Below are 373 nucleotides of genomic sequence, written 5' to 3' on the forward strand. Positions count from 1 at the left end.
AACGCCGATAGTAGTTGGAGGAACGCCTCCTGCGAGGGTAGGAAGTTGCCGTGCTTATTAATATGGAGGATTAGCTCAGTTGGGAGAGCATCTGCCTTACAAGCAGGGGGTCACAGGTTCGAGCCCTGTATCCTCCATTTGAGTCGCTAGCTCAGTTGGTAGAGCATTGGACTTTTAATCCAAGGGTCGAGGGTTCGAGCCCCTCGCGACTCATGGATGTCAATTTTGCGGGTGTGGCGGAATTGGCAGACGCGCTAGATTTAGGTTCTAGTGTCTTCGGACGTGGGGGTTCAAATCCCTTCACCCGCACCATTGCTATGCTGACTTAGCTCAGTTGGTAGAGCATCTGTCTTGTAAACAGAGGGTCGGAGGT

At 52.3% G+C, this 373-nt stretch carries 3 tRNA genes; all 3 read left to right on the plus strand.

The window, feature by feature from the left end:
- Positions 1-64 precede the first annotated feature (64 nt).
- The 3 genes from FC33_RS03510 to FC33_RS03520 all read left to right on the plus strand — a co-directional run bounded on the left by FC33_RS03510 (position 65) and on the right by FC33_RS03520 (position 312).
- A tRNA-Val gene (locus FC33_RS03510) sits at positions 65-137 on the plus strand.
- 3 nt (positions 138-140) lie between these two features.
- Positions 141-213 (plus strand) — tRNA-Lys (locus tag FC33_RS03515).
- Between the two features lie 14 nt (positions 214-227).
- Positions 228-312, plus strand: a tRNA-Leu gene (locus FC33_RS03520).
- The last annotated feature ends 61 nt before the right edge of the window (positions 313-373 follow it).

It is taken from the genome of Ligilactobacillus aviarius subsp. aviarius DSM 20655, from assembly GCF_001436315.1.
Taxonomy (GTDB): Bacteria; Bacillota; Bacilli; order Lactobacillales; family Lactobacillaceae; genus Ligilactobacillus; species Ligilactobacillus aviarius.